Raw genomic sequence first — 25,580 nt, forward strand, 5'->3', positions numbered from 1 at the left:
AAGTTGGTATCGCACCCCACTGGTATTTGATGCGGTGGGGTGTGTTTATTTTAAATAAGTGTGCTTCTTTAACCACAGTATCCGTCTTGTGCAAGGGCATTTTGCTAGGGATATTGTACAATGTTAGATAGTGAATTTTATAGATAAAAACTTATGGCTCAATACGTCTTTACGATGAATCGCGTGGGTAAGATTGTACCCCCTAAAAAACAGATTTTGCGTGATATTTCTTTGTCTTTTTTCCCTGGCGCTAAGATTGGTGTCTTAGGTCTGAATGGTGCAGGTAAATCGACGCTTTTGAAAATTATGGCAGGTGTGGATAAGGAGATTGAGGGTGAAGCCATTCCGATGGCAGACCTCAAGATCGGTTATTTACCACAAGAACCACAGTTAAATCCTGAACATACTGTTCGCGAGGCTGTAGAAGAGGGTTTGGGAGATGTGTTTGAAGCGCGAAAACGTTTAGAACAGGTGTGGGCTGCTTATAGTGAACCCGATGCTGATTTTGATGCACTGGCAGCTGAACAGGAAAAGTTAGAAGCGATTATTGCTGCATCGGCAAGTTCAGGTAGTGATGATGTAGAAACGCAGATGGAGATTGCGGCAGATGCTTTACGTTTACCGCCATGGGAAGCGAAGATTGCCCATTTATCAGGTGGTGAAAAACGTCGTGTCGCCTTATGTCGTTTGCTTTTATCAAAGCCTGATATGTTGTTATTAGATGAGCCGACGAACCATTTAGACGCAGAATCAGTTGACTGGTTAGAGCAGTTTTTACAAAAATTCCCAGGTACAGTAGTAGCGGTTACACACGATCGTTATTTCTTGGATAATGCGGCAGAATGGATTTTAGAGCTGGATCGTGGACATGGTATTCCATGGAAGGGTAATTATAGTTCTTGGTTGGAACAGAAAGAAAATCGCTTGAAACAAGAAGAAGCCCAAGAATCTGCTCGTCAAAAAGCCATTCAGAAAGAATTAGAGTGGGTACGCCAGAATCCTAAAGGTCGTCAAGCCAAGTCTCGTGCACGTTTGAATCGCTTTGAAGAGTTGTCTTCTTACGAATATCAACGTCGTAATGAAACACAGGAAATCTTTATTCCTGTGGCAGAGCGTTTAGGTAATGAAGTCATTGAATTTGATCATGTGACGAAGTCTTTTGGTGATCGCGTATTGATTGATGACTTGAGTTTTAAAATTCCAGCGGGTGCGATTGTTGGTATTATCGGACCGAACGGTGCTGGTAAATCGACCTTGTTCCGTATGATTACAGGTACGGAACAGCCTGATTCAGGTGAGGTGAAGATTGGTCAAACCGTAAATATTTCTTTTGTCGATCAGTCGCGTGAAAGCCTAGCAAACGATAAAACTGTCTTTGATTTTATCTCGGGTGGTGCTGATTTATTAACGGTAGGTAAGTTTGAGATGCCTGCTCGTGCGTATTTAGGACGTTTTAATTTTAAAGGCACGGACCAAGGTAAAATGGTCGGACAGTTATCAGGTGGTGAACGTGGACGTTTGCACCTAGCACAGACCTTGATCAAAGGTGGTAACGTACTCTTGCTAGATGAGCCATCGAACGATTTAGATGTTGAAACATTGCGTGCTTTGGAAGATGCGATTTTGGAGTTTGCTGGCACGGTATTAGTGATTAGCCATGATCGTTGGTTCTTAGACCGTGTTGCCACGCATATCATTGCTTTTGAAGGTGATTCTAAAGTGGTGTTCTTTGATGGTAACTATCAAGAATATGAAGCAGACAAAATTAAACGTTTGGGTGAGGAAGCGGCTAAACCTAAACGTATTCGTTATAAAGCGTTGAAATAATCATGAGTGAAAAAGATACTACTGTTGTTGCGTCTAATTTTTTGCGAAATATTATTGACCGTGATTTGGCTGAACAGGCTTATGCGGGAAAGAAATGGGCGGGTCATCCGTCTGATGCTCAAGGTCTATCATCAGCACCAGAGGATGCGGCGAAGATTCGTACGCGTTTTCCACCTGAGCCTAATGGGTTTTTGCATATTGGTCATGCCAAAAGTATTTGTTTGAACTTTGGTTTAGCCAAAGATTATGCGGGTGTTTGTCACTTACGCTTTGATGATACAAACCCTGAGAAAGAGGATCAGGTATATGTGGATTCGATCAAAGATACCGTTGCTTGGTTAGGTTATTCATGGAATGATAATCTTTATTTTGCCAGTGATTATTTTAATTACATGTATGACTTTGCTTGTGCATTGATTCAAGCGGATTTGGCGTATGTTGATGAACAAAATGCCGATCAGATTCGTGAAAATCGCGGTACATTGAAAGAAGCAGGTAAGGATTCACCATGGCGTAATCGCCCTGTAGAAGAGTCTTTGCGTATCTTTGAGGATATGAAAGCAGGTAAATACCCAGATGGCGGTCCTTGCTTACGTGCGAAGATCGATATGGCTTCACCAAATATTAATTTGCGTGATCCTGTGATTTATCGTATTCGTCATGCTCATCATCATCGTACGGGCGATCAGTGGAAGATTTATCCGATGTACACTTATGCACACCCGATTGAAGATGCACTCGAGGGGATTACGCATAGTATTTGTACACTTGAATTTGAAGATCAAAGACCTTTTTATGATTGGTTGTTGAATCATTTGGCCGATTTGGGTAAGTTGGCACGTCCTTTGCCTCATCAATATGAGTTCTCACGTTTGAACCTGAATTATGTGGTGACCAGTAAACGTAAACTACTACAACTGGTAACAGAAGGTCATGTCTCAGGTTGGGACGATCCACGTTTACCAACGATTGCAGGCTTACGTCGTCGTGGTTACACGCCTGAAGCGATTCGTTTATTCTGTGAGCGTTTGGGTGTTTCCAAAGCGGATTCGACGATTGACTATAGTGTGTTAGAACAGTCTTTGCGTGATGTGTTAGATCCTGTGGCAGACCGTGCGGTCGCTGTATTAGATCCGATTAAACTCACGATTACGAATTTGCCTGATGATCATGCTGAATTATGTCAAGCTCCGTATAATCCGCATGATGAAGCGGCAGGGGTAAGAAACTTTCATTTCACGAAACACTTGTGGATTGAAAGAGATGACTTCCGTATCGAGCCACCTAAGAAATATTTCCGTCTATTCCCAGGTAATACAGTTCGCTTGAAATATGCGTATGTGGTGAAATGTACAGGCTATGAGGTAGATGAACACGGTGAAGTGACAGAAGTATTTGCTGAATATATTCCAGATACCAAGAGTGGTACACCCGGTGCAGATAGTGTGAAGGTAAAAGGTGCGATTACATGGGTATCACAGAAAGAAGCGATTCAAGCAGAAGTGAAACTGTATGATCGTTTGTTCAAAGAGCCTGTACCTGGCAGTGATGATCGTTCTTTCTTGGACGATATTAACCCTGAGTCCATCACAACAGTTCATGCTTATTTAGAGCCAAGCATTCGTTTAGAGAAAGATAGATGGCAGTTTGAACGTTTAGGCTATTTCTGCTTGGACAAAGCAGATCGCACAATAGCTAAGGCGACAGGACAAACTGATACACTGGTTATTAATCGTAGTGTGACTTTGAAAGATAATTGGAAGAAGTAAATGGCAAGCTTAACACATAATCAGGTTATTGAAGCTAAGACAGGCGACTTATTCGTATTGCGTTGGGTCTTGCATTATGCTGATACGAATCTTTTGATTAAAGCATTAGATTTAAAAATGAAGCAATCGGGCGATTTTTTTAGAAATGAAGCGATTGTTTTGGATGCCAATCTGATTCAAAAAGCACCTGATTGGAAGTTATTGCAAGAAGCCATGAAACAGCATGGTTTGTATTTGCTGGGGGTGACGGCACCTGTATCATTGTTCGATAGCATTAAACAAGCGGGATTGCCTATTTTGAACTTTGATAAACAGGCGCCCGCCACGGTTAAAGAAGCAAAAACGGTTGCCAAGCCTACTGAAAAAGCTCAACCAAAACCCGCTGATCCAGCACCCGTGCCACGTGCAACAACGCCTCGTACGCCAGAACCCGCTCCCGCTAGTTTTGCTTCAGGAGGCGATGTGCCTGCTCCGCCAATGATCATCGAACGTCATTTGAGATCAGGGCAACGAGTCTATGCTAAAAACACTGATTTGATCGTGATTGGTACCGTTAGTGCAGGGGCAGAGGTCATTGCCGATGGTAATGTTCATATTTATGGAGCCTTGCGAGGACGAGCAGTAGCAGGGGCCAAAGGCGATGAAAAAGCGAAAATATTCTGCACGCATTTGGAAGCGGAAATGCTGGTGATTGCTGGGGTTTATAAAGTGATTGATAGTCAGCTAGATCCTAACTTAGTCAATCATCCTGTGATGGTGGAATTAAAACAAAGTAAATTAGAAATTCGCCAAGTGATTTAGCATAAACTCGTTTTAAAGTGCGATCGGAGATATTGCTGAAAAAATATCTGTTGGCATCGTGCAGATCGAATGAGTCTGTTAAGAATCTTGTGCATTCTAAGGATTAATGCAATAAACCTTAATCGATTTGTCGTTAAATTTATGGCCTCGTGGTTTGGTTCATTTCGCCAGATCGAGGCCTTTAGATTGTAGCTACGGTCAAGTTCGATACCTCGTCTTGTTTGGTTCATACGCCAGATCGAGGCCTTTAGATTCTGTGACTAAAGTTTGTTTGTCTTAGGCATTGGCTTATCAAAAATAACAAAATAATTTTTATTGGGAATGAGAAACCCTGTTTCCTCATCTAACTTCCCAATCAACGTGTCATTCGTCCTTTTAACTTTTTTATTCTCATCTCGATAACACTTTCCTCGTTTATAGAGGTATATGCCACTTTTCGTTTTTTGCTTTCTTAAACCAACATCAGGTAATGGGTACAGTTGTTTAATCATCTTCATTTTGTATGCTAAATGTTGCGGTTTTTAATTTATTGTATGACTATACGAAAAAGATTTTTTAATATTTATAAAAAAACTTCCGCATATCGAATGTTCAATGATGCGGAAGTTTTTGTTATTTAGTGATGATCGGGTAATTCGACTTTTAGTTGGATAAGGTCGATATTGCCGTCTTTATTCACTTCTACGCTAATATCTTCTGGATTAATATTGATATATTTAGAAATGACTTCAAGCAGTTCTTTTTGCATGGCAGGCAAATAATCGGGAGCACTTCTATCTGAACGTTCTTGCATAAGAATAAGGCTCAAACGATCTTTTGCAGATTGGGCGGAAGATGCCTTTTTGCGACCTGAAGTAAAGAGATCAAATAGTCCCATTATTTACCTCCAAAAATTCGTTTCATCAGACTAGGTTTCACGTATTCAGTGAAACGCATTGGACGCTGTTCACCAAGGTAGCGAGCCACAATATCCGAATAGGCTTCAGATACATCCGTATCTTTCAGCAAAATAGCAGGTGTCCCTGTGTTAGAAGCCAAAAGAATGTTCTCAGACTCTGGAATAACGCCGATTAAATCGATATGGAGAATGTCCTCAATATCTTTTATTGAAAGCATTTCACCGTCTTCAACGCGTTTAGGATTATAACGAGTTAACACAAGGAATTCTTTGACAGGCTCGACACCTTCTTCAGCACGTTTTGTTTTAGCACTAAGAATACCAAGAATACGGTCTGAATCACGTACAGAAGAGACTTCAGGGTTCGTGACCACGAGTGCATCATCGGCAAAATAAGCAGCCATCAATGCACCTGTTTCGATACCAGCAGGTGAGTCGCAAACGATATATTCAAAGCCCATTTTTTTCAATTCATCGATTACACGTCCTACACCCTCTTTACTGAGTGCATCTTTGTCACGTGTTTGAGAAGCGGGAAGAATGTATAAATTTTCGATCTGCTTGTCTTTAATCAGTGCCTGTTTGAGACTTGCTTCGCCTTGAATTACATTCACAAAATCATAAACAACGCGACGCTCGCAACCCATGATTAAATCTAGGTTACGCAAACCAACGTCAAAATCGATAACCGCTGTTTTATGACCTCGTAAAGCTAAACCAGCTGAAAAACTAGCACTTGTGGTGGTTTTTCCCACACCACCTTTTCCTGATGTGACAACGATAACTCGAGCCATGAAGTTTATCCCTTTATACAAAAAAACTGTGAATATTTTAACATTTAAAAGCCTTATAAAAACGATTTTCTAAGCGGATAAGCACTTAAAAATATTTTTAAAAACAGTAGAAACGATTGATGAATAATTCATGAGTTATGTGGATGATCAAAATGAATCATGTCCATATCAGCCAGTAAATAATTAAGCATTGCCTAAATGTCGTTGTGGCAAGGGTGAGATGAGAAAAGGGGCGTTGTTGTAAAGATAGGATGAGGAAGTGATGGTGTGGCAAGGGTGAGGTGAGGAAAGGGACGTTGTTGTAAAGATAGGATGAGGAAGTGATGGTGTGGCAAGGGTGGGATGAGGAAAGGGGCATTGTTGTAAAGATGGCATGAGGAAGTGATGGTGTGGCAAGGGTGAGATGAGAAAAAGGACGTTGTTGTAAAGATGGGATGAGGAAGTGATGGTGTGGCAAGGGTGAGGTGAGGAAAGGGGCATTGTTGTAAAGATGTGATGAGGAAGTGATGGTGTGGCAAGGGTGAGGTGAGGAAAGGGACGTTGTTGTAAAGATAGGATGAGGAAGTGATGGTGTGGCAAGGGTGAGATGAGAAAAAGGGCATTGTTGTAAAGATGGGATGAGAAAGTGATGGTGTGGCAAAAAAGGACCTGAAAATATGGGGTTTGGCACTTGATTTCTCATGGATAACTGAATGATCTGATAGAGGAAAAGTAAGTAGTTTTACTTGCGTAGTTGCACGCAGGTAAGGGGCTTGATTTAGGCATAAGTTTATAGAACGTTAACAAAATGAGGATTTTTGATGATGTCAGTCATAAAAGTGATGCGATATGATGAAAAGTCACTTTGATAAAAAGGAGAAAAAAGGGGAGTTTGCTTATGACTCAAGGGATGATTGCAATTGTTCAAACCGTCAATAATAAAGAATCTGTGCGGTTTTTGGAGAAGCATTTAGGAAAAAATAATTGTCGTGTTATTTTTGTCGAAACCACAAAAGATGATGATATGGTGTCTTGCATTTCACAGAGTTTGCATGGAATAACAGCTGTATTAATACCTGTGACGATTGCCGATTTGTCATATATCAGAACACAGTTATGTTATCGTTCGTCGCCCCTGACATCGCCTTTGATTTGTTTGGGTTTTGGTGTGTCAAGTGCTGTTTTTGAAGATTTAATGCGGTATGGTATTGCGGATTTTATTCAAGATGGTACTCAAGTCAATGAGATAAAAGTGCGTTTAAAGGTGTTGAAATATCGCGGTGTATTTCTCGGTCCAGGATATGAAAATACCTCGCAACGCTTGTCTTATCATGTTCAGTCAAAAACGATTGAAACTCAAGTTGAGTCGTCTCAGTCATTACATCTTAAAGACTCTTTATCCTATCACCAATCACAAGATTTTTACGATGTGTTATGCCGTGAACATGACTATAATTCAGCAAAAAGGCAGATGATAGAATGTTTTGATCGAGGTTATTTATCAGCGATGTTGAGCTGGCAAAGAGGAAATATTTCTCAAGCAGCTATCCATGCAGGCAAGAATAGACGAGCGTTTTGGGAATTGATGCGTAAATATCAAATTGATGGGCAAGCCTATCGCGAGTTATCGTAAAAAGGAGAAGAGGTTTAACAAAATTGCAGTGATCGAAATAGGCAGGATAAGCTGTGTGGTAGGTGTGGATGGGCCACTATTGTAGGTGGAGATAAAGGGAGGAGCTTTGTGCGTTTATCCATAATCGCGAGTTATCGTAAAAAGGAGAAGAGGTTTAACAAAATTGCAGTGATTGAAGTAGGTAAGATAAGCTGTGTGGTAGGCGTGAATGGGCCACTATTGTAGGTAGTGATAAAAGGAGGGGTGAGCTTTTAATAATCACGTGGATGCCTTAACGGGACAACTATTGTAGGTGGTAATAAAAGTGTGGTTCAGCTTTGTATGTTTTATCGATAAATTCTGCGTGAATCTTAAATCACGGTTAAAATAGTCTCTTTTGAAGAATAGAACGATAAGGAAAGAGTTTATGACCCAGCTTAAAAATGATGTTTTTTTAAGAGCTTTGTTACGCCAACCTGTACCTTATACGCCAGTATGGCTAATGCGTCAGGCAGGACGTTATCTACCTGAATATCGTGAAACACGTGCTAAAGCTGGTTCATTCTTGGGTTTGGCAAAAAATCCTGAATTGGCTTGTGAAGTGACGGTACAGCCTATTGAACGTTATCCATTAGATGCGGCTATTTTATTTTCTGATATTTTAATGATTCCTGATGCCATGGGCTTGGGCTTATCATTTGTGGCAGGCGAAGGCCCCCAATTTTCTCACCCTGTTAATCATGAAGAAGCTGTTGCGAAACTGGCGGTGCCTGATATGCAAGAAATGCAATATGTTTTTGATGCGGTCAAGCTTATCCGTCACGAATTAAACGGTCGTGTTCCATTGATTGGTTTTGCAGGAAGTCCTTGGACAGTCGCTTGTTATATGGTTGAGGGCGGTTCATCAAAAGAGTACGCAACGATTAAAACGATGATGTATTCAAGGCCAGATTTATTGCATCGAATTTTACAAATTACAGCAAAAACGACGTGTGAATACTTAAATGCACAGATTCATGCGGGTGTTCAAGCGGTCATGATTTTTGATAGTTGGGGAGGTGCATTAGCCGATACCTATTATCAGAAGTTTTCATTGGCGTATATGAAACAAATTGTCGATGGTTTGGATCGTCATTATCAAGGGCAAACTATTCCTGTTATTGTATTTACCAAAGGTGGTGGCCTATGGTTGGAAGACATTGCACAATCAGGTTGTGATGCAATTGGTGTGGACTGGACGGTTAATTTATCTCAAGCACGTCAACGTGTTCAAGATGCAGTCGCCTTACAAGGAAATATTGATCCGATGTGCTTGTTTGCTGATGAACAGGCTATTCGAGCTGAAGCACGCCGTGTGATCGATGATTTTGGTGTGGTAGGCAAAGGTGGACATGTATTTAATTTGGGACATGGCATTTCTCAACATACCGATCCAGAAAAAGTAGCCGCATTGATTGACGAGGTTCATGAGTATAGTCGTGCGATGCACAAGTAAAAACGACAGGTAATACATTGGTTTCAAGATAAACAGGCTGTCATGAATAATATTGAGAATTGCCAATGAAGTGGGTAGAAGTCGTTCTGGATGTGCCATTAAGAAATCGCTTTGTGTATCGTTGCAGTGATGAACGAACGGCGGTGGGATATCGAGTATTGGTGCCGTTTGGACACAGAACACTGGTGGGTATTATTGTGGATATGCCTACGCAGATTGACTTCCCAGAAGATCAGATTAAAGATGTGATTCAAGTGATCACGGATTTGCCACCCTTTGATCATCATTGGATCGCTTTTTCAAAATTTGCCGCGAAGTATTATCAACGTCCTTTGGGCGAGGTGATGGTTTCTAGCTTGCCAGCACCGTTAAGAAAGGCGATAGCTTATCAAGATAAGTTAGCTGAAAAAAGTCCTGTTTACCGTGCGGATAAATCGCAAGAAAAAAAGATTAAACAATTAATCCAGACCTACACAGAAACGGCACCAGCGTTTGTTTTGAATGATGAGCAAGAACGTGCCGTGAATGTCGTGCTACAAGAAAAAAATGCCCATACTTATCTTTTGTTTGGCGTGACAGGAAGCGGTAAAACAGAGGTGTATTTGCGATTAATCCAAAACTGTTTAGAACAAGGTAAGCAGGCCTTGTTTTTAGTGCCTGAAATTAATCTCACCCCTCAATTTGAAAGCCAGTTAAGAAAAAGATTGGGAAATATCGTCAAACAAAATGAAATTGCGGTGTTGCATAGTAATCTTTCTGAGGGACAAAGGGTTAAAACATGGTCGGATGCACAAAGGGGCAATATTAAGTTATTACTAGGCACGAGATTATCTATTTTTTCACCTTTGTTTAATTTAGGTTTAATCGTGGTGGATGAGGAACATGATCTGTCTTACAAACAACAAGAGGGGATACGTTATTCAGCTAGGGATTTAGCGGTTTATCGCGGTAGGCAATTAGACATTCCAGTGGTGTTGGGTTCTGCAACTCCCTCATTGGAATCGTGGCATAATGCGATGACGGGGAAGTATCAATTATTGGAACTAAAACAAAGGGCCGTATCGGCTTGTTTGCCTGAAATTAAGTTGGTGCCTACTCGTAAAGACCAGATGCAAGGCGGTTTTTCTTTAACGTGTTTGCATGAGATAGATGCGTGTTTGTCGCGAAAAGAACAAGTGCTGGTATTTATCAATCGGCGTGGATATGCCCCTGTATTAACGTGTTCAAGCTGTGAGTGGGTGAGCGAATGCCCTAATTGTACGGCTTATATGGTGCTACATCAGTCGTCTTCAGGCAAGTATTTACAGTGCCATCATTGTGGTCATCGTCAACAAGTACCATTTAAATGCCCTGATTGCGGGAATATTGATTTAATCACATTGGGCTACGGTACTCAAAAAGTAACTGAATTTTTACAACAACGTTATCCCCAAGCAAAAGTCGTGAGAATTGATGCAGATAGTACGCGTCAAAAAGGCAGTGCTCAAGCCCTATTTGAACAGGTTCATCATCATGAAGTGGATATTTTGGTCGGCACTCAGATGATTACAAAAGGTCATGATTTTAAAACGGTTGGAGCGGTGATAGTGTTAGGGGCGGATTTTGGTTTGTTCAGTGCAGACTTTCGATCTTCAGAAAGACTTTTTGATCAACTAATCCAAGTATCAGGCCGTGCAGGAAGACATCAACAGGGTTCTAACGTCTGGATTCAAACAGATTATCCTCATCATATGTTATATCAGAACTTAATCAAACATGATTATGTTGGGTTTTCAAAGACGTTGTTGGAAGAACGAGAAGAGGCAATGTTACCTCCTTTTTCTTATCAATGTTTGTTGTTGTCCCAAGATAAACATTTAGACAAAGTCTTGGCATTTTTGACAGATGTAAAACAATCGTTTGAACAAGAGGCGGTGGGTGAGTTTGCAAAGATTGAATGTTATGATCCCGTACCGCTAAAACTGATGCGTGTGGATAATATTGAACGTGCACAATTGTTGATAGAATCTATGTCTCGCCCTTTGTTACAAACATTTTTCTCGTCATTCATTTTAACCATCGAAAAATTGGCAAAAAAACATAAAGTCAAATATGTGTTGGAAGTGGATCCGCAGAGTATTTAGTGCCGTGATACCTTAGAAAATAGGGGGCATGACGTTAACACAGTATAAGTGAACTTAATGCTGAAAACCGCTTATTTTCTTGCGATTAAGTGTGATGAAAGTCAGTTTATAAAGTATGGATTAAAGGTAAAATAAGCATTGAGTATTCTTTTGAATACCGATCTTTAGGGGTTGAATATGATTGAATCGTTAAATGAAAAACAAAAACAAGCGGTGCAGTATATGCAAGGCCCTTGCTTGGTCTTGGCTGGTGCAGGTAGTGGTAAAACCAAGGTCATTACCCAAAAGATCGTATATTTGATCAAAGAATTAGGAATGAATCCGAAAGGTATCTTTGCACTGACTTTTACCAATAAAGCCGCTCAAGAAATGGTGGAACGTATTCAACAGCAACTGCCTGTTCGCGAATCAAAACGTATCACTGTATGCACGTTTCATTCGCTTGGTGTAAGGTTTTTACGTGAAGAAGGCCATTTGATCGGACTCAAGCGAAATTTCACGATTTTAGATAGTCAAGATGTAGAGACGATTTTAAAAGAAGTGTTGACTAATGAAACCGTGGGGTTGATGCCTTATGTGAAGCACAAAATCTCAATTTGGAAAAATGCCATGATAAGCCCCCAAGAGGCTGAAAAACAGATTGTTTCCGATGATGATAAGACTGCAGTGAGTGCTTATATAAGTTATCAGAAAACATTAGAAAGTTTGGGGATGGTGGACTTTGATGATTTGATCGCTCAGCCTGTTAAGATTTTAAAACAACATGAATCCGTGCTTCATCGCTGGCAAGAAAGAGTGCAGTACTTATTGGTGGATGAGTATCAGGACACAAACGTTTGTCAGTATGAATGGATAAAAATGTTAACGAATCCGCGTCGTCAATTTACTTTGGTCGGGGATGATGATCAAGCTATTTACGCGTGGCGAGGGGCGACATTAGATAATTTGAAGAATTTGCAAGTCGATTATCCTGACTTAAATGTGATTGCCTTAGAACAAAATTATCGTTCCGTCTCGACGATTCTTACCGCTGCAAATAATGTTATTCGCGATAATCCAAAATTATTCCAGAAAAAATTATGGTCAAACTTGGGTGAGGGGGAGCCGATAGAGGTGTTTGACTGTTTTGATGATCAAGAAGAAGTGCGAAAAATATGTGAGGAAATTCGTCGTTTAAAAGAAAGCAGAAACTTAACATGGGGTGATTTTGCCATACTTTATCGCAGTAATGCCCAATCGCGAAAATTAGAAGAAGCACTCAGACGCGTTACCTTTCCTTATAGTATTTCGGGCGGACAAAGTTTTTTTGAGAAAAGTGAAATTCGAGATATTTTGGCATGGTTAAGATTAATCTCAAATGGAGATGATGATATGGCGTTTGTGCGAGCTATTACCTCACCCAAAAGAGGCGTGGGAAATCGCACGTTAACGATGTTAAGTGATTATGCTCGAGCTACGGAGCAATCATTCTTAACAGCTGCACAAGATGGTGAACTTCATGATCAGTTAGCACCCGCACAACTGAATGCATTGCAACGTTTTGTGACCTATGTACTTCATATTCAATCGTTGGCAGATAATCAAGAAAATCTAGATACTCGTTATATATTGGAACAAACGATCAAAGAGATTCAATACGAACAATGGCTTTATGGTTTGTATGATGAATCGGTGGCTAAAAAACGATGGCAGAATGTGTTGGATTTAGTTCAAAACCTTGGTGATAAAGCCCAAGAAGAGGACATGAGTTTATCGCAAATTTTGCAATACGTTTCTTTGATCACTATGTTGGAAAGAAAGTCTGACGATGGTTTGGAAAACGATGCCATTAAACTTTCTACGATTCATGCGTCCAAAGGCTTGGAATATCCCTATGTATTTATTATGGGGTGCGAAGAGGGCTATTTACCTTTCTTTCGCAATGAAGAAGATGATGAGTTGGATATTTCAGAGACAGAACAGTTAAATGAAAATGCCAAAAGAGTTCAAGAGGAACGTCGTTTGATGTATGTAGCCGTCACTAGGGCCAAGTATTATCTGGCGTTGACTTGGAGTAAATCGAGAAAAGGCAGACGAGCAAATACGAAGATTAATCGCGAACCCTCACGCTTTATTCGTGAAATGGGCTTGTATCCAAGCAAAAGAGCGTTGTTAGAAGATGAAGAACATCTTCCTGCAAGCGTGCGATTGCAAAAACTATTAGAATCGTTGGCCTAAATAATTATTTCTTGCTGAACCCAAAAAATCTCTGGATTTATGCCTGTCTTGATGAAAAGATGTGATGAGTAAATGGGTGCTCAGATCTTCAAGTTGCCTGAATAGAATATGTGTTGGGTGCTGATGGGAAATGCTTGAGAGTAGCTTGTGGAAACGTTAGGAGGTGCCTACGTCTTTTGTGTTGTGTGGTGATGGAAAATGCTTGAGAGTGTTTTACGAAAATCTGAGGAAGTGCCTAGGTTTTTGTCTTGGTGCTGATGGGAAATGCTTGAGAGTAGCTTGTTGAAACGTTAAGAAGTGCCTACGCCTTTTGTGTCGCGTACGATGGAAAACGTTTTAGGTGGGTCAAATTAAAGATAAAAAAAAGCTATTTTTACGAGAAAAATAGCTTGGGAGGAAGAATAAAAATGAATAAATTATTTAGGTTCAGGCAAGTTGCCACCTGAATGATTAATCATGTACACAACGGCACGTTCAACCTCTAAGTCCTCTAGATCAGGATTACCGCCTTTTGCAGGCATGGCATTAAATCCTTTTAGAGCGTGAGTGAATAATTGCTCAGCACCTTCTGCAATACGAGGTGCCCATGCGGCGTTATCACCTACTTTCGGAGCACCAGCTAAACCAGCACCATGACAGGTATGACAGGTTTCGTTATAAACCTGTTCGCCAGACAAAGGACCCGTTTTAACAGGTGCCGCAGCAACAGGAGACAGAACGTTATAAGACGCAACAGGTGCAATTCTTAATGTAATCGCATCATCCGAAAACTCTTCAGATACAGGTTCCTTATTTAATGCAAATGCAAGTATTGCAATGATTAAAGCAGGTGTCACGACAGCAAGAATCGACACAGCGATAATAAAAGAAGTGCTGGTTTTTTCTTCGTGTTGGGGTTGTTGTTCTATGCTCATGGATAAACCTTATGCAAAAAATAATTCGCTATTATAACGAAAAAGTTAATGGTTACAAAGCTATAATGATAAACTGTTATGGCTTAAAACGCATTAGAAACCTTAACAATCGTTGAGATATATCAAACTCGCTGTAGTTCAATGGATAGAATAAGAGTTTCCGAAGCTCTTGATGTGGGTTCAATTCCCGCCGGCGAGGCCAATATTTATGGGTATCTTATTGTTTTTTAATAAGGATAAAAAAGTTGTTCTTTGATTTATATCCTTGTGTTGAGAATAAGGTACTTTTGTGGGTATAAAAACAACACTTCAAAACCATATGATAGGATGGCTTTGCGATTAAAGATGGGCTTCTGTGCTGTTGATGCAAGGCATCAATCAAATAAAAATTTTAGTTTGGAATAAAACTTTATTTGAAAAAAGATAAAACAAATAGAAGATTAGCTATAAATTTTGTAACATTATCCATTTTTTGGGTAGTGTTTATGCTAAAATGGTGTTAGCTTTTCACTATGTGAATGATAACTTAATGATAAATGAGAGATAAAGTGAATTTAAATCGTTTTTTTCGTTTCTCTGCTACGACGTTGGTTGCTGGTATGTTGGTAGCATGCAGTACTAGTAATGTTAATCCTGATACAGGGTTGACAGACGACCCACAGTGGCCAGAAGTATCCCAAAGTGACATCGACTCAGGTCGAGTGGGTAGAGTAGTACCAAGAGAAAGCTTGGCTACACTAAGAGGTGGTATGACCAAGGATAATTTGTACTACATACTCGGTACGCCAGACTATGTGGGGGCATGGCGTTCTACTGACTGGAACTATGTCTTACGCTTTAAGAAAGATGATAACTTGGAGAACGACACGGTATGTATCTTAAAGGTTACCTATCAGTCGCCACGTTTTGAACCCAAGATTGCAAGAGGTTTTTATTGGAAACCGCTTTCCCCAGCGAATGCAGTATGTCCTCCTGAATTAGATTTTAAGGGATTGGCTTATAAAGCAAATACCCAGACATCTCATCAGAAACATCTGTAAGATTCGAACGATTAAATCCCAGAGCTCATGCTTTCTGGGATTTTTTTATGCCTATTCAATTTTCCTTTTTTTGTAAAATCATCGTTAAAACTGTTAATTAGATAGGTTTGTAAAGTGATACCTAGTTTTGATGATGCGTGACAGCGTTAATTCAGCATGAAACGAGTCATTACCTGTTTGAATCTTTTTTAAAGTGTTTGTATCAAACAGGCTGATCATAAGAATTCGCTATCTTACTGTATCCGCACGTAAATTGATTTTTTAATATGTGCTGTGTTACATTGTCTGCTCATCAAGAATGTGACACCATTTGCTTTAAATCTAAAGGTTCAAAATGACATTATTAACATCCTATATTCAAGGTAATTACGTACCAGTAAAAGAATCTGCCTATGTTTTTGAAACGATCAATCCAGCTAATGGTGAGGTGTTGGCTAAGGTGCAGCAAAGTGATCGTGATGAAGTGGATTTTGCGGTGCGGTCAGCTAAAGAGGGACAAAAAATCTGGGCGGCCAAAACACCTGTCGAAAGAAGTCGTATTTTATTAAAGGCAGTAGCATTATTACGTGAACGAAATGACGAACTGGCTTTATTGGAGACACGTGATACAGGTAAACCATTATCTGAAACCTTGTATGTTGATATTGTGACAGGGGCGGATGTCATTGAGTATTACGCTGGGTTGGTGGCAGCGATTGAAGGTCGTCAAATACCGCTTAGAGACAGTAGTTTTGTTTATACACGTCAAGAACCTTTGGGGGTGGTGGCAGGTATTGGTGCGTGGAATTATCCTATTCAGATTGCGATGTGGAAAGCAGCTCCCGCTTTGGCAGCTGGAAATGCTATGATTTTTAAACCCAGTGAAGTAACACCATGCAGTGCATTGAAGTTGGCTGAGATTTTTACTCAAGCAGGCTTGCCTGATGGCGTATTCAATGTAGTACAAGGAGATTGGCGTGTGGGTGAAATGTTAAGTTTGCATCCAGATATTGCTAAAGTATCGTTTACAGGTGGGGTCAGCACAGGCAAGAAAGTGATGTCACAAGCGGCAGGTTCTACGCTGAAAGAAGTAACCATGGAGTTGGGTGGTAAATCTCCTTTGATTATTTGTCCCGATGCAGACTTGGATCTGGCAGCCGATATTGCGATGATGGCCAACTTTTACAGCTCTGGTCAGGTCTGCACAAATGGAACACGAGTGTTTGTGCCTAAGTCCTTAGTCGCTGAATTTGAACAAAAGATCATAGAACGTGTAGCACGTATTCGTTTGGGTAACCCTGAAAAAGAAGAGACTAATTTTGGTCCTTTGGTCAGTTTTTCTCATATGGAAAAAGTATTGTCTTATATTGAAAAAGGCAAAGTAGAAGGGGCAAAATTGCTAGCAGGAGGCACTCGTGTGACGGATGGAGAATATGCCAAAGGTGCGTATGTTGCTCCAACAGTTTTTACGGATTGTCATGATGAGATGAGTATTGTGCGTGATGAAATTTTTGGTCCCGTGATGAGTATGTTGACCTATGAAACAGAGGGAGAAGTTATTCGTCGAGCTAATGATACGACGTATGGTTTGGCTGCTGGCGTGGTATCTCCTGATCTGAAAACTGCTCATCGTATTATCGCTCAGATTCAAGCGGGTATTTGCTGGTTAAATACATGGGGAGAGTCGCCTGCCCAAATGCCTGTGGGTGGTTATAAGGCCTCAGGTGTAGGACGTGAAAATGGAATCCAAACATTAATGCACTATACGCAAACTAAATCCATTCAAGTAGAACTAGGTGAGTTTCGCTCCGTGTTTTAATCACGCTCGAACAGCCGATGAATGCTTGGTTTTAGGCGGTTTGATGGGTGGTGATAAACACGATGCTTATCTAGGTGAGTTTCGTTCTGTGTTTTAATCACGCTTGAACAGCCGATGAATGCTTGGTTTGAAGCGGTTTGATGAGTGGTGATGGAAACGATGCTTATCAGGTGAGTTTCGCTCCGTGCTTTAATCGCGCTCGAACAGCCGATGAACGCTTGGTTTGGGGCGGTTTGATGAGTGATGATAAACACGATGATTGGCTGGGTAAGTTTTTTGAATCATGAATGGATCGCGTATGGAAAGCTTGATGAATAGGCGTTTTCAATGAAAAGCAGTGCGGATATTGGATTTTAAAGAAGATAGATATTTATCGTTGACCCAAAGAACATACTATGTAAAGGAAATAAGATGAAAACAGAATACGATTACATTATTGTGGGCGCAGGTTCAGCTGGAAGTTGCTTAGCAGCACGTTTAACAGAAGATGCGGGCGTTCGTGTATTATTGTTGGAAGCAGGTCGTCCAGATTATCGTTTGGATTTTCGTACTCAGATGCCCGCTGGTTTAGCTATGCCTTTACAAGGAAGAACGTATAACTGGGGTTATAAAACTGATCCTGAACCTTATATGAATAATCGTCGTATGGATTGTAGTCGTGGTATGGGTTTGGGAGGTTCTTCTTTAATCAATGGTATGTGCTATATCCGTGGTAACGCTTTGGATTTTGACCACTGGGCAAAGATTAAAGGTTTAGAAGATTGGACTTATTTGGATTGTCTGCCTTATTTTAAGAAAGCCGAATGTCGTGATGCGGGAGCAAATGATTATCATGGAGGTGATGGGCCAATTGAGGTGACTACCGCAAAACCTGGTACGAATCCTTTGTTTGAAGCGATGATTCAAGCAGGCGTGGACGCAGGTTATCCGAGAACAGAAGACTTGAACGGTTATCAGCAAGAGGGCTTTGGTCCTATGGATCGTTTTGTGACCAAAGAGGGTCGTCGATCTTCAACTTCGAGAGGCTATTTAGACGTTGCCAAAGAACGAGATACCTTAACTATTTTAACGGGTGCGATGACGGATACCTTAGTATTTGATGGGAAACGTTGTGTAGGCGTGCGTTACAGCCATCAAGGTGAAACGAAGATCTCTTATGCGGCGAAAGAAGTGATTGTTTCCAGCGGTTCGATTGCTTCACCTCAGCTTTTGCAACGTAGTGGTGTAGGGCCTGGACAGTGGTTAAAAGAACTGAGTATTGCTGAAGTATTGGATTTATCTGGAGTGGGGAATAATTTGCAAGACCATTTGGAATTGTATATTCAATATGAATGTAAAGAACCCGTATCGATTACGCCTGCTACTTATTGGTGGAATCAGCCTGCGATTGGGGCTGAATGGTTGTTCAAAGGTACAGGTTTGGGGGCTTCCAATCAGTTTGAGGGAGGTGGCTTTATCCGTACTCATGATAAGTTTGAGTGGCCCAATATCCAGTATCATTTCTTACCGATAGCGGTGCGTTATGATGGACGCAGTGCTAGTAAGACACATAGTTTCCAAGCTCATGTCGGATCGATGCGTTCTTTAAGCCGTGGTCGTGTGAAACTCAAATCACGCGATCCGAAAGAGCATCCAAGTATTCTGTTTAATTACATGAGCCATGAACAAGATTGGGAAGAATTCCGTGCAGCGATTCGTATTACGCGTGAAATCATGAATCAGCCAGCTTTAGATCCTTATCGTGGTAAGCCTATTACCCCTACGTTGGATATTCAGACTGATGAACAATTAGATGCTTATGTACGTGAGCATGGCGAAACGGCATATCATCCCTCTTGCACGTGTGCGATGGGCGAAGGCAATCAAGCAGTAGTAGATGGACAAGGTCGTGTGCATGGTTTAGAAGGTTTGCGTGTAGTGGATGCGTCGATTATGCCGAATATCATCACTGGTAACTTGAATGCTACAACGATTATGATGGCCGAGAAAATTGCAGACAAAATTCGTGGTCGCGATCCATTGCCACGTTCAACAGCCCCTTACTATGTGGCTAATGGTGCACCTGTAAGAGGTACGCCTAAACGTGAAGCGTAAAAATGAAATGAGGTAAAACAATGACAGAACGTATTGATGAAATTAAAGCGGAAATAAAACCTTTGTCTATTGCTGAACAAGAGCAAAGATTGATTGCATACTTTAATGAAGCGATTGAAGCAAAAGAGTTTGCTTTGGCAGAAAAGATTGCTTTACTTATCGTGGGAGAGGAACAAGGACAGCCTTATCGCGTTCATCTTAGATTATTTTGTTTGGAATATTTATTGTCTCGTTTGGTCAATGGTAAAGATGATTCTCCTTTGGCTAAATTCTTGTATCACGATAAATTGATGCATATTCTCTGGCGTTTCAAATGGGTAGTAGCGGTTTTGCCCAGGGATTTTAGTATTTCTAGAGAAGAAATAGAAGCCAATATCGCTAAGATGAAAGATTTTTATGAACAATTAGGTGGCATATCTTCTGTGCCTGTTTATAAAGTGGGTATGTTGCAAGCGATTTTGATGGGAGATGAAGCGAAAGCCAAAGAATATTATCATCTATGGCAAGATAGTCCAAAAGATGAGGAGATGGAGGATTGCCCTGCTTGCGAGCTTAGTGATCACGTATATTATCTGTACTTTATCAAAGATTATGAAAAAGCGGTTGAAATGGCGGTTCCTTTAATGAACGGTGAATTATCATGTGGCGAAGTACCGCATATTACCTACTCGAGCGTGATTTTTAGTTTAATTGAATTGGGTCGTATCCAAGAAGCTAAGAAACTCTTGCCGAAAGCCATTGCTGCGGTAAATGAACAGTCTTTGTGTATATTGAATCAAATCCCCTTGTTAATGGAAGCGGCGGCCCGTTTAAAAGAGTATGAGTATTTGAACGAAATGATCGATCGCTATCAAGAAACGATTATCGATGCCAGTGATGAATATGATATTTTACGTTTATTCTTTGCCTTGTCATTGTTCGATGAAGAGACGGCTGAAAAAACTCGCGAATTTGCCAAAGTGTGTGATGAACGTAATGGCAATTTATATCATCAACAATATTTATCAGCATTGACAAGAAAAGATTTGCAAGGACAGGATATTAAATTATCGTAAATGTCTTTTTGCTTAGACTTGCTGAATTGAGTTTTAATGGGCAAGTTAGCTACTACCGTAAGCATTTATCAAGCCATCTAAACTAAAGTAGGTAAGCGATGAACACGGTGTGCAGGGTACTTATTCGCCATATAGCTGAATCGATTATTAAGCGATACTAAATAAAAACTGATACACTTATCGTTAGAATAAAGATTTTATTAGGGAGTCAAGTATGTTTAAAAAATCGTTATGGCTAGTGGCAACACGGTAGCAGCACAAGCGTCTGATTTGCTCACGCGTATTGAAAATGGTGGAACGGTATCGATTGCGACAGAGGGTACGTATGTGCCATTTACGTATCACGATGAAACGGGTAAACTGACTGGTTATGATGTGGAAGTGGCTAGAGCAGTGGCTGATCGTTTAGGGTTCAAAATTGAATTTCGTGAAACGAGCTGGGATTCTATGTTAGCAGGCTTGAAAGCAGGGCGTTATGATTTGGTCGCCAATCAAGTTAGCCTAACCACGCCAGAACGTCGTGCGACATTTGATAAATCTGAAAACTATAATTATTCTGGTCCGATGGTCTTAACCCATCGTGATGGGCCAGTATTTCAGGATATCAAAGAAATTAAAGGGTTGAAAGCCGCACAGACGTTAAGTAGTAATTATGGTGAATTGGCTCGCGATAATGAGGCCGTTATTGTACCTGTGGATGGCATGGCCCAAGCATTGACCTTATTAAATCAAAAGCGAGTTGATTTGACGATTAATAACTCTTTGGCTTTGCTGGACTATTTGAATACCCATCCTAATGCTTCTTTACAGATTGCATGGCGTTCATCAGAGAAAAATGGAGCGGGGTTTGTCGCCAATAAAGGACAGGAAGATGCTTTAGCAAAAATCAGTGAAGCTGTTCGTTCATTGCGTGAAGATGGCACACTGAAAAAACTTTCAATCCAGTTTTTTGGTGAAGATGTCTCGGTAGAGTAAATGTCTGTTTAAGGAATCATGGTCAATGATAATTGAGTTACTCAGTCACTTGCCTTTTATGGATCAAGCCAGAGCCACTATGGTTGCTCATGCGTTTTGGCCGATGGTCAAAGCGGGTTTTCTGGTTTCTTTACCGTTGGCCATTATTTCTTTTATTTTTGGCTTGCTGATTGCGGTAGGGGTGGCCTTTTTTAAGGTAATGCCTGTCACCCACGTATGGCACAAAATCCTATTGAAATTTTTGAACCTGTATGTGGCGATGATTCGCGGTACGCCTTTGTTGGTGCAGTTGTGTATCGTGTTTTATGGCTTGCCAGCGGTGGGGATTGAACTGGATCCAATTCCTACGGCGATTATTGGGTTTTCTTTGAATGTAGGGGCTTATGCTTCTGAAACAGTAAGAGCGTCGATTCAGTCAATTCACAAAGGCCAGTGGGAAGCTAGTGCTGCATTGGGGATGAGTTATATTCAAACGTTTTTGTATGTGATTTTGTCTCAAGCCACGCGTGTAGCCGTACCACCTTTGTCGAATACATTTATTAGCTTATTTAAAGATACGTCTTTGGCATCGGTGGTGACGGTAACGGAGTTGTTTAGAGTGGCTCAGCAAGAGGGAAATCGTAGCTATGATTTCTTGCCCGTATTTATTGAAGCAGCCTTAGTGTATTGGGGCTTTTGCTGGGTATTGTTCTATATCCAAAAACGTATTGAACGAAGACAAGATCGTTACGTGACGCGGTAAATGAAAGATGCGTTGATGGGGGATTCATACATGTGGTTTGGTGTTTATTAGCGATGTAGTGCTGCTGATTGTGAGTTTATCCATGATGAGATAGATGATACGTTGATCGTGTGCAGACGTATCATCTATGTGTTGTTTTGGAGTGTGTGAAATATTAGACGAGGCTTCACTCACGTTAATCGTGAGGTCATAAAAATAAGTCGATCAGCTAATGACATGAATCACTGATCGACTTGAGATAAATATTAAGAAGACTTTCTATCATTGCCACAGATGACTAGGACAATAATCACTAAAAAACTTAAAAACGAGAAAAAAATCCCAAATGATAATAAAGCCCACCATGGACTGACACCTATATCACGCATTCGACGAACTGAAGCGGTAAACCAAGGGATAAAGAAAATAATAAGAAATAGGTTGCTAGATATGACATATAGCATGCTCCTTGTTTCACTAAGGTCTTCAGCAATAGGTGCTAACCAAATGCCCCATAACAGTATATGAAAGAAATAGCAGAAAAAACTAACGGGAATACAGCCTTTCCAATAGTTTTCTTTGCTTAATGTTCCCTTGACATTAAAATAATTTTTCCAACATTCTTTGTAAAGTTGAAACATATTTTTTTCCATAGCAAACTCCTTAATTAGGTTTGGCGAGACAGATGAGTGATATTGATGATGGTATCTTCTTCTAAATCAGGAAACTTTTCGTCATCAAAAGCTTTGTCCCCATTGTCATCGGCAATATGAGTGGGATACAAATTAATAAAATCATAAAGTGACTTGTCCATAAGGTGTGATGGAGTGATGGCACTAAGGGCTTTAAACGCATTCCAGACCTTTTTAGGGCTTTCTTTTTCCCATGCTTTAATCATTGTGGCAACTTCTTTGCGTTTTAAATTTTCTTGAGACCCGCATAGATTGCAAGGGATAATCGGAAAGTTCTCGATTGCAGCATATTGGATAATCTCGCTTTCAGGAACATAAGCCAAAGGTCTAATGACGATATGTTTTCCATTATCAGACACGAGTTTAGGTGGCATGGATTTTAGTTTGGCCGCATAAAATAAATTTAAGAAAAAAGTGGCCAAAATATCGTCACGGTGGTGTCCCAATGCGATTTTTGTCGCTCCTAACTCTTCTGCTACGCGATATAAGATACCTCGTCTTAGACGAGAACATAGTGAACAAGTCGTTTTCCCTTCTGGAATCAGTCGTTTGACAATGCTATATGTGTCGCGATTTTCAATGTGATAGTCCACACCAATGGATTGGAAGTATTGTGGTAATACTTCTTCAGGAAAGCCAGGTTGTTTTTGATCAAGATTCACCGCTACGATATCAAAGTTAATAGGAGCTCGTTGACGTAGCTTTAACAACACATCTAAAAGCGTAAAAGAATCTTTACCGCCAGAGACACAAACCATGACTTTATCGCCATCTTCAATCATATTGTAATCTGTAATGGCTAGTCCGACCGAGCGAACAATACGCTTTTCTAGCTTGTTATGTTTATATTGTGTTTTATCTTTCATGATGGATTAAGATTCTCGTGTATTTGTTTGTTCAATACCCACCGCAGCACAGTCAGAAAAAGCTAGAGGCTTACTGATACGTAAATGAACACGACTGACTTGAGGAAATTCATTCAAAATTCTCTGATTCACGCGATCAGCCATGACTTCGATTAAATGAATATGTTCTCTAGTGCATTCATCGATAATCGCTTGACGGATATAGCGATAGTCCAACACAGTATCAATGTTTTTGTCATTAATTTCTTGGCTTAGATTGACATCTAGTTCGGCATCAATCACGATAGGTTGGGTGGCACGTAATTCATGTTCTAGCACACCTATTCGTGCATTAATGGAAAGGCGAGAAAAGAAAATGCGTCTTATAGTCATACATTTATCCGATACAAAACAAAGATTTTAACGCTTTTTGCTCAAATAAAGTTAAAGAAATAAAAATGCTTTTAATGAATAAAAGCATTTTTTATTTCATGTGAAAATTCTGATTTTGATGGTTGTTTGTGTTATCATATTATAGATAAATGAAATTTTGTAGAGAAAGGAAATGAGAAGCTTAGGAGTTATTTTATTTGTGGCGTTATTGACCGCTTGCTCAAGCAGTTCTGGGAATAAATCGTCAAATTTAGTTGTTCATCCGAATATTCCTGTAACAGAATCTCCCAGCACAGGTGGTTCAAGTGGTGAAAATTCCGAGGGATCGCAAGTTAACGGTTCAGATCAGGGGGATAGCATCGAGTCACAGCCGGATAACAGTGGAACAGGTGCTTCAGGTTCTGGATCGAGTGATGGCACAAAACAGGATGGTGCAGGGTCATCAACGGGTGATAATGGAAATTCAGAAAATGCTCAAGAAGTAGATAATGGAGCGGCTGTGGCAGATGGCGATGCTTCCAGCGATAGTAAGAATAGTGATTTTCATCCTCCTACAGAGAAAGAAGGCGATGATAATACTTTTGATGCTACCGATATTGAAGCAGGAGGAAATAATGAGACTACAGAAGAGGTTCGTGTTGCTGATAAGGAAGCTGAAAAAAACGCTGCCGCTCCTTTGCACAAATATGCTCCACCCACCAAAGAGGCGATTAAAGAGTGGCTAACAACACCTGTCACTGAGGGTGGGTTAGGCGTAGAGAATGCAGATGATGTAGCGTATTATTTAGATGAGGGAAAAGTAGGACGTGATGCATTCTTTCAAGCTAATAAGGGAAATGCAGAGAAACAAGGCTTTCAAACGGCTCAAAAACGTTGGATACGGTCATCAGATAGTCACCGTATTTATTATGATCAGGAAAATGCTCCACTTTTGTACAATCAAAATTACTCAATGATTGAAGGTGCCTTGGTTACTCATCTTGTTGGGGATGGGTCTGGCCTGATAGATGATTTTATGATTCTAGAAAAAGGTCAGTTTACGAGTCGGGATGAATTGAAGTCTCTTTCAGGTAAGGTGACTTATACAGGTAAAGCTTTTGATAAAGATACGCAAGTTGTAGTTGTAAGAACTGACTCAGGAAGTGACTCCTACTCCGTTTTAGGATCAGGTACATTTACTTACACTATTGATTTTGATAAAAATAAAGGTAGCGGTAAGATTACTGATATGTCATCATATGGTGATATTATCTTAAAGGAAGTGAATTTGGCTCCTGGTCAGAAAAACCTTCTAACTGGTGAAAGCTATTATGGTGCGGGCTATCAGACAGGTAATGATAGTAGAGGTGAGGTTACTTTCGCTAATGGCGTTGACGATAAGACCTATAAGTATAGCATTGCTTTATATGGTTATGATGGAGAAGAAGTGTTAGGCAAAGTTCAAGAAGTAGAAGAAGGTAAGGGCATTGGCAAGGATGTCATTGGTTTTGGTGGTAAGAAGCAGCAGTAATGCTAATCACCGATAATATCGGAATGAT

21 protein-coding genes and 1 tRNA gene are annotated in these 25,580 nt (G+C 40.4%); 15 read left to right on the forward strand and 7 right to left on the reverse strand.

The genetic code is table 11. The features are described 5' to 3' along the window. Positions 1-153: 153 nt before the first annotated feature. From ettA to minC, 3 genes are read left to right on the forward strand one after another with little or no spacing between them, the layout of a single operon-like run. A complete protein-coding gene (gene ettA, locus IX83_RS01530) occupies positions 154-1,827 on the forward strand; it encodes an energy-dependent translational throttle protein EttA (protein ID WP_038498377.1) in 1,674 nt (557 codons plus the stop codon). A 2-nt stretch (positions 1,828-1,829) separates the two neighbouring features. Next, positions 1,830-3,596 (forward strand): glutamine--tRNA ligase/YqeY domain fusion protein, encoded by a 1,767-nt coding sequence (locus tag IX83_RS01535; RefSeq protein ID WP_038498381.1) that lies wholly within the window; start codon positions 1,830-1,832, stop codon positions 3,594-3,596. After that, complete coding sequence (minC, locus tag IX83_RS01540; RefSeq protein WP_038498383.1) at positions 3,597-4,397, forward strand: septum site-determining protein MinC; 801 nt, start codon at positions 3,597-3,599, stop codon at positions 4,395-4,397. Between the two features lie 260 nt (positions 4,398-4,657). Here the strand turns inward: minC and IX83_RS01545 are convergent, their stop codons facing one another. From IX83_RS01545 to minD, 3 genes are all read right to left on the reverse strand, one after another. Next, entirely contained in the window at positions 4,658-4,894 is a 237-nt protein-coding gene (locus IX83_RS01545) for a hypothetical protein (protein ID WP_148304541.1), read from the reverse strand. Positions 4,895-5,013: 119 nt separating this feature from the next. Continuing rightward, on the reverse strand, positions 5,014-5,274 hold the full coding sequence (gene minE, locus IX83_RS01550) for a cell division topological specificity factor MinE (protein WP_038498391.1): 261 nt from the start codon (positions 5,272-5,274) through the stop codon (positions 5,014-5,016). Further along, positions 5,274-6,089, reverse strand: coding sequence for a septum site-determining protein MinD (minD, locus tag IX83_RS01555; protein WP_038498394.1), 816 nt, complete (start codon positions 6,087-6,089; stop codon positions 5,274-5,276). The genes minE and minD overlap by 1 nt, the downstream gene beginning before the upstream one ends. A gap of 877 nt (positions 6,090-6,966) precedes the next feature. Here minD and IX83_RS01560 point away from each other — a divergent pair. The 4 genes from IX83_RS01560 to IX83_RS01575 all read left to right on the forward strand — a co-directional run bounded on the left by IX83_RS01560 (position 6,967) and on the right by IX83_RS01575 (position 13,515). Further along, positions 6,967-7,701, forward strand: coding sequence for a hypothetical protein (locus tag IX83_RS01560; RefSeq protein WP_038498396.1), 735 nt, complete (start codon positions 6,967-6,969; stop codon positions 7,699-7,701). Positions 7,702-8,107: 406 nt separating this feature from the next. Next, entirely contained in the window at positions 8,108-9,175 is a 1,068-nt protein-coding gene (gene hemE, locus IX83_RS01565; RefSeq protein WP_038498398.1) for a uroporphyrinogen decarboxylase, read from the forward strand. Positions 9,176-9,240: 65 nt separating this feature from the next. Next, the gene (locus tag IX83_RS01570; protein ID WP_038498407.1) at positions 9,241-11,298 is read left to right on the forward strand and encodes a primosomal protein N'; all 2,058 of its coding nucleotides are present in this window, start codon (positions 9,241-9,243) and stop codon (positions 11,296-11,298) included. Positions 11,299-11,475: 177 nt separating this feature from the next. After that, positions 11,476-13,515, forward strand: coding sequence for an ATP-dependent helicase (locus IX83_RS01575; RefSeq protein WP_051919038.1), 2,040 nt, complete (start codon positions 11,476-11,478; stop codon positions 13,513-13,515). 416 nt (positions 13,516-13,931) lie between these two features. Here IX83_RS01575 and IX83_RS01580 read toward each other — a convergent pair whose 3' ends face one another. Then, entirely contained in the window at positions 13,932-14,429 is a 498-nt protein-coding gene (locus tag IX83_RS01580) for a c-type cytochrome (RefSeq protein ID WP_038498408.1), read from the reverse strand. Between the two features lie 127 nt (positions 14,430-14,556). Here IX83_RS01580 and IX83_RS01585 point away from each other — a divergent pair. From IX83_RS01585 to IX83_RS01615, 7 genes are all read left to right on the forward strand, one after another. After that, positions 14,557-14,631 (forward strand) — tRNA-Arg (locus IX83_RS01585). Between the two features lie 346 nt (positions 14,632-14,977). Continuing rightward, complete coding sequence (locus IX83_RS01590) at positions 14,978-15,469, forward strand: outer membrane protein assembly factor BamE (RefSeq protein WP_158332739.1); 492 nt, start codon at positions 14,978-14,980, stop codon at positions 15,467-15,469. A gap of 334 nt (positions 15,470-15,803) precedes the next feature. After that, positions 15,804-17,267 carry a betaine-aldehyde dehydrogenase gene (gene betB, locus IX83_RS01595; RefSeq protein WP_038498411.1) on the forward strand — a complete coding sequence of 488 codons (1,464 nt, stop codon included), beginning with the start codon at positions 15,804-15,806 and terminating at the stop codon, positions 17,265-17,267. A gap of 411 nt (positions 17,268-17,678) precedes the next feature. Then, positions 17,679-19,361, forward strand: a complete 1,683-nt coding sequence (betA, locus tag IX83_RS01600) for a choline dehydrogenase (protein WP_038498414.1) — start codon at positions 17,679-17,681, stop codon at positions 19,359-19,361. A gap of 20 nt (positions 19,362-19,381) precedes the next feature. Beyond that, positions 19,382-20,416, forward strand: coding sequence for a hypothetical protein (locus IX83_RS01605; protein WP_038498419.1), 1,035 nt, complete (start codon positions 19,382-19,384; stop codon positions 20,414-20,416). Between the two features lie 231 nt (positions 20,417-20,647). After that, positions 20,648-21,391 (forward strand): amino acid ABC transporter substrate-binding protein, encoded by a 744-nt coding sequence (locus tag IX83_RS01610; RefSeq protein ID WP_038498422.1) that lies wholly within the window; start codon positions 20,648-20,650, stop codon positions 21,389-21,391. 25 nt (positions 21,392-21,416) lie between these two features. After that, entirely contained in the window at positions 21,417-22,133 is a 717-nt protein-coding gene (locus IX83_RS01615) for an amino acid ABC transporter permease (RefSeq protein ID WP_038498426.1), read from the forward strand. A 245-nt stretch (positions 22,134-22,378) separates the two neighbouring features. Here IX83_RS01615 and IX83_RS01620 read toward each other — a convergent pair whose 3' ends face one another. Genes IX83_RS01620 through folB form a run of 3 tightly spaced genes read right to left on the reverse strand, consistent with a single transcriptional unit; the run spans position 22,379 to position 24,042 of the window. Then, the gene (locus IX83_RS01620) at positions 22,379-22,765 is read right to left on the reverse strand and encodes a DUF805 domain-containing protein (protein ID WP_038498429.1); all 387 of its coding nucleotides are present in this window, start codon (positions 22,763-22,765) and stop codon (positions 22,379-22,381) included. 14 nt (positions 22,766-22,779) lie between these two features. Next, positions 22,780-23,670 carry a tRNA 2-thiocytidine(32) synthetase TtcA gene (gene ttcA, locus IX83_RS01625; protein ID WP_038498432.1) on the reverse strand — a complete coding sequence of 297 codons (891 nt, stop codon included), beginning with the start codon at positions 23,668-23,670 and terminating at the stop codon, positions 22,780-22,782. Between the two features lie 6 nt (positions 23,671-23,676). Beyond that, positions 23,677-24,042 carry a dihydroneopterin aldolase gene (folB, locus tag IX83_RS01630; RefSeq protein WP_038498434.1) on the reverse strand — a complete coding sequence of 122 codons (366 nt, stop codon included), beginning with the start codon at positions 24,040-24,042 and terminating at the stop codon, positions 23,677-23,679. Between the two features lie 172 nt (positions 24,043-24,214). On the opposite strand from folB, the gene IX83_RS01635 reads away from it, so the two are divergent. Further along, on the forward strand, positions 24,215-25,552 hold the full coding sequence (locus IX83_RS01635) for a factor H binding protein domain-containing protein (protein ID WP_038498437.1): 1,338 nt from the start codon (positions 24,215-24,217) through the stop codon (positions 25,550-25,552). Positions 25,553-25,580 lie beyond the last annotated feature (28 nt).

The sequence above is a fragment of the Basilea psittacipulmonis DSM 24701 genome (genome assembly GCF_000743945.1).
Lineage (GTDB): Bacteria > Pseudomonadota > Gammaproteobacteria > Burkholderiales > Burkholderiaceae_B > Basilea > Basilea psittacipulmonis.

Bases quoted from the DNA above. Each gene is read 5' to 3' on its own strand.
- betB (WP_038498411.1), top strand. From the start codon at position 15,804: ATGACATTATTAACATCCTATATTCAAGGTAATTACGTACCAGTAAAA.
- hemE (WP_038498398.1), top strand. From the start codon at position 8,108: ATGACCCAGCTTAAAAATGATGTTTTTTTAAGAGCTTTGTTACGCCAA.
- IX83_RS01635 (WP_038498437.1), top strand. From the start codon at position 24,215: ATGAGAAGCTTAGGAGTTATTTTATTTGTGGCGTTATTGACCGCTTGC.
- minC (WP_038498383.1), top strand. From the start codon at position 3,597: ATGGCAAGCTTAACACATAATCAGGTTATTGAAGCTAAGACAGGCGAC.
- betA (WP_038498414.1), top strand. From the start codon at position 17,679: ATGAAAACAGAATACGATTACATTATTGTGGGCGCAGGTTCAGCTGGA.
- folB (WP_038498434.1), bottom strand. From the start codon at position 24,042: ATGACTATAAGACGCATTTTCTTTTCTCGCCTTTCCATTAATGCACGA.
- IX83_RS01620 (WP_038498429.1), bottom strand. From the start codon at position 22,765: ATGGAAAAAAATATGTTTCAACTTTACAAAGAATGTTGGAAAAATTAT.
- IX83_RS01605 (WP_038498419.1), top strand. From the start codon at position 19,382: ATGACAGAACGTATTGATGAAATTAAAGCGGAAATAAAACCTTTGTCT.
- IX83_RS01545 (WP_148304541.1), bottom strand. From the start codon at position 4,894: ATGAAGATGATTAAACAACTGTACCCATTACCTGATGTTGGTTTAAGA.
- ttcA (WP_038498432.1), bottom strand. From the start codon at position 23,670: ATGAAAGATAAAACACAATATAAACATAACAAGCTAGAAAAGCGTATT.
- IX83_RS01535 (WP_038498381.1), top strand. From the start codon at position 1,830: ATGAGTGAAAAAGATACTACTGTTGTTGCGTCTAATTTTTTGCGAAAT.
- minD (WP_038498394.1), bottom strand. From the start codon at position 6,089: ATGGCTCGAGTTATCGTTGTCACATCAGGAAAAGGTGGTGTGGGAAAA.
- IX83_RS01615 (WP_038498426.1), top strand. From the start codon at position 21,417: ATGATAATTGAGTTACTCAGTCACTTGCCTTTTATGGATCAAGCCAGA.
- IX83_RS01570 (WP_038498407.1), top strand. From the start codon at position 9,241: ATGAAGTGGGTAGAAGTCGTTCTGGATGTGCCATTAAGAAATCGCTTT.
- ettA (WP_038498377.1), top strand. From the start codon at position 154: ATGGCTCAATACGTCTTTACGATGAATCGCGTGGGTAAGATTGTACCC.
- IX83_RS01580 (WP_038498408.1), bottom strand. From the start codon at position 14,429: ATGAGCATAGAACAACAACCCCAACACGAAGAAAAAACCAGCACTTCT.
- IX83_RS01575 (WP_051919038.1), top strand. From the start codon at position 11,476: ATGATTGAATCGTTAAATGAAAAACAAAAACAAGCGGTGCAGTATATG.
- IX83_RS01610 (WP_038498422.1), top strand. From the start codon at position 20,648: ATGGCTAGTGGCAACACGGTAGCAGCACAAGCGTCTGATTTGCTCACG.
- minE (WP_038498391.1), bottom strand. From the start codon at position 5,274: ATGGGACTATTTGATCTCTTTACTTCAGGTCGCAAAAAGGCATCTTCC.
- IX83_RS01560 (WP_038498396.1), top strand. From the start codon at position 6,967: ATGACTCAAGGGATGATTGCAATTGTTCAAACCGTCAATAATAAAGAA.